This window comes from Methanosarcinales archaeon, from assembly GCA_014859725.1.
Lineage (GTDB): Archaea > Halobacteriota > Methanosarcinia > Methanosarcinales > Methanocomedenaceae > Kmv04.
The window spans coordinates 1-3,667 of the sequence record JACUTQ010000198.1; the positions used below are offsets into that span (position 1 = coordinate 1).

Here is a 3,667-nt window from a genome sequence, read left to right on the forward strand (position 1 = left end):
CCATGCCAGATCAGGAAGTATTAGACGCCGCCGCAAATGCCGAACTCGACCACCTCATCGCCACCACAATGCAGCTTTTAGGTGCCAGCTCAGCCTATGACCTGAAACCCAGGGATCAGACCGGGAATACCACCCTGTTCGGGGAATACAGATGTGAGGGATTTGCTGAGTACGGGCGGGGACCTGGATAAAGTAACACGGGCAAGACCGGCAGCTGTGAGGATGGAATCCGGCTCGATCTATTTCAGGAAAGACGCACACTGGCTGCCTGAGTATGAGGATGAACTGGTGGCCTTTGATAAAGGGACTCATGATGACCAGGTGGATGTTACAAGCTATGCGGCACGGTGTCTGGTGGAGACATTTGCTGAGGATGAATCCGAGCCTTTTATTATAGGGATATAACAAATAATACAAGGATATCAAATGCAGCAGAAAAATGCTAATAAATATATTTCAATGAATACATCGCTTGATACAATCAAGCAAGAGTAAATGAAGCAAAGATAATAAAGGGGGGGGGGGAAATAAAATATTACGCTGAAAAAGATCTGACTTCTATGTCAGTAAGGGAGGAGATTTTACTGAAAATAATAGATATTCCCATAAAAATAATAGCTATTGTTATTGCTATTATGATTATTTTGAGGTTTTGTTATGTATTGTATGACTTTATTCAGAATCCTTTTCACCCACCAGTTACACTCTCAGAGGAGGCTGTAAGTCATGTAATGACAGGTCTGATACTGTTAGAACTATTGACACTAACTATAAGATTTTTAATAGAAGATTCATTAGATCCGAATTTAATTATTATCACTGTTTTAACAGCAGTTGGAAGAGAGATAATTGTTATAAATTTCAAAGAAGCTGACGCATTAAAAATTATTGCTATGGGATTTATTTTTGCCATAACAATCTTTGGATTATATATTTTAAATAAATCTACAATACCTGAAGGAGAAAACTAATAATATTTTCATCTTATAAATCATTATGCTGCGTTATGGTGTAATAAATTTAAACACTTAACAGACTTTGAAATGTATGCTTTTATCCGTCGTTTTATAGTATCCCTCCCCCTTCCAAACAACGCCACCCATCCCCCCTAACCCTCCTTTATTACCCATCCCGCCTGACTACCCCCCATGCCAGACCAATCCACATCTTATATTCCGCAGGTAAATTTTGAAAACAAATCTTTTTTTTAAACATTGATTAATGCCGGATGATTGTGGTTTTCGAATTTTTTTATAGAAATGGTTAGGAAAAATGCATATCTATTTTCTGCCGAAGTTGGCAAATCGTATATTAAAAACATGTCTTATATATATATATCCACAGTATAAATATAATATTTTAGAGATATGTAAAACCATTAACCGGATAAATTATTCAAAATATTCAGATACCTGCGGAAAGTGAGCACATTAGACGCCGCCGCAAATGCCGAACTCGACCACCTCATCGCCACCACAATGCAGCTTTTGGGCGCCAGCTCAGCCTATGACCTAAAACCCAGGGACCAGACCGGCAATACAACCCTGTTCGGTGAATACAGGATAGACAACAAGAACCAGTTCCTCAGATATTCCCAGCTCAGCTTATTGACCCCACACGCCTTCATGCCACTGGCAAAACTCGGCCTGTCCATCGTCTCAGGGTTTAGACTGGATGCAGTAGAAGGCGCAGAAACCATCCAGAAAGAAATGAACGAATGGGCCCATAAAATCCAGCTCAGGAACAAAGCCCAGAACATAGCCCGCTGCGCAGTCAGGGACGGTACAGCTGTAGCATACCTGCCAGTGAACAAAAAGACCGGCATCGAGACAATCCATATCCAGCCCATGCAGTACACCACGTTGTTACCCGAAGGTATCACACCCGGCCAGAAAGTCAGGGAACTATTGAAAGGCGATGTCGAAAAAGCTGTCCTGATGGAATCCGAAGCCGGCAAGAACAAACATACCGAAATGGACCGGGACGAGTTCGCACTCATCCGCCTGTTCCACGAAGGCTATTTCACCAAGGATATCCTCGGAAGAGAGACCTACGGCCTGTACGGCGTCTCACTCCTGGAACCCCTCACACGAACGCTCAAGAACCACACTGATCTCACAGAAGGCTTCTCAAGCAACATGCGAAGATACGGTGCAGGCCGGCTGCATGTCAACCTGCCCCTGGTAGAGACGCTAAGAGCAGAAGGGAAATACGAAAAGGCAAAAGAACTTCTTGAAGATTCCATAGCAGCGCTCCAGAAAATGTCACCCAACCAGGACTTTGTTACCGGCGGTGCCCAGGTTAGCACAATCGCCGGTACACATGCACCCGATGTCAAGGAGATGAAAGAGAGCTACCAGACAGATATCCTTATCGGGCTTCTGCAAAGCCCCATCTCGATGGGTAATACCAAAGGCAGCACCTATGCCAGCGGCTACCTCGCAAAGGAAGACTGCTACATCATCCTGGAAAGCATCCAGGAACTTGTCAGGGAGACCATACAGTCAGAGAGCATAGACAGGCAGTTAGCCTTCTTCGGCCAGGAACCGGGCGTAGTCCATATCGAAGTCGATAAACTGGACGTGCCCTATGTGGATTACAACACTCTGACCGATGCCAGGTTGAACGATGACATCACACAGGGCGAATACAGACAATCACTCGGCTTCCCGGAAGATAAACCAGCAGATGAATAGATCACACGACCTGCAGCTGAGGAAGGCAGAAAGGATCTACCGCACAAAGCTGCTAAGACTGCTGCGCAGAATATTTCTCTCCCGGAAGGCGAAGAGCTCGGTGCACTGTACGACCGGTTCATGCTCAGATACGTTGTCCCGTACATAGCGGACGACAGCGATTTTAAGCAGATGATGCTCATAGACAGCAACAATCCGGCACCTGCTACCCTGACCATAGATGAGTTAAAAACAGCGCAGGAAGAGGCAAAAGCAGTCCTTGTTCCGGATGAGATACTGGACCATATCATCCAGGTCAGGAACGAACTCAAAAAAGAAGGCGTGATCAACTCGGACCGGCGGTATAAGCAGAGCCTGGATATCCTGAAAGCACATGCGTACCTCAACGGCAGAAAAGCAGTCGGAGAAGAGGATCTGGCCATATTGCAGCATATCCTGTGGAGCCAGCCTGCCGAGATCAAGACCGTGCAGCGTGTTATAATGAGTTCAGCCAATCCGCTGTTAAACAAGGTCCTGGAATTAATGGACCAGGCGCAGGAAGTGAATAAACACGTCATGGATTCATTAAGGGACAATCCCGAACAGGCATCCTCATCAGGTGTTGAGGCCAACGCCAAGCTCAAAAAGATAGGTGAGCAGCTTGTAGAACACAAAGCAACTGCTCAGACACAGGGCAGGAGTACAACACGGATAGATGAGGCCATTGCACAGGTTGCGGCAATGAACAAACAGGTCCTGAAAGACTGCCTGGGGTTAAGCCTGTAAGGAGTGGATAGCAATGGTAAGAGCAAAGAACCAGGCAGCGCTTGCATTCCAGTTCGTTAATGGTGCAGTGGATGGAACAGTGGGGACATTGTTCATCCATCAGAACATGCTGTACAATACAGAGAACGAAGAGTTTCTGCCTGTTGCACGCAGGATAGGACCTATGGGTAATAGCCAGATCCTGTTGATTAATGAGATCTCCGATT

General features: G+C 45.7%; 6 protein-coding genes. All 6 read left to right on the top strand.

Annotated elements, in window-relative coordinates:
* On the top strand, positions 1 to 191 hold a 191-nt coding region (locus IBX40_11955), incomplete at its 5' end, for a hypothetical protein (protein ID MBE0525025.1).
* Positions 154 to 405: a phage terminase large subunit gene (gene terL, locus IBX40_11960; protein ID MBE0525026.1), complete on the top strand. Its 252-nt coding sequence runs from the start codon at positions 154 to 156 to the stop codon at positions 403 to 405. The genes IBX40_11955 and terL, both read left to right, overlap by 38 nt.
* A 155-nt stretch (positions 406 to 560) precedes the next feature.
* Complete coding sequence (locus IBX40_11965; protein ID MBE0525027.1) at positions 561 to 971, top strand: phosphate-starvation-inducible PsiE family protein; 411 nt, start codon at positions 561 to 563, stop codon at positions 969 to 971.
* Between the two features lie 507 nt (positions 972 to 1,478).
* Positions 1,479 to 2,696 (top strand): hypothetical protein, encoded by a 1,218-nt coding sequence (locus IBX40_11970; protein MBE0525028.1) that lies wholly within the window; start codon positions 1,479 to 1,481, stop codon positions 2,694 to 2,696.
* A gap of 120 nt (positions 2,697 to 2,816) precedes the next feature.
* Positions 2,817 to 3,461: a hypothetical protein gene (locus tag IBX40_11975; protein ID MBE0525029.1), complete on the top strand. Its 645-nt coding sequence runs from the start codon at positions 2,817 to 2,819 to the stop codon at positions 3,459 to 3,461.
* A 13-nt stretch (positions 3,462 to 3,474) separates the two neighbouring features.
* On the top strand, positions 3,475 to 3,667 hold a 193-nt coding region (locus tag IBX40_11980; protein ID MBE0525030.1), incomplete at its 3' end, for a hypothetical protein.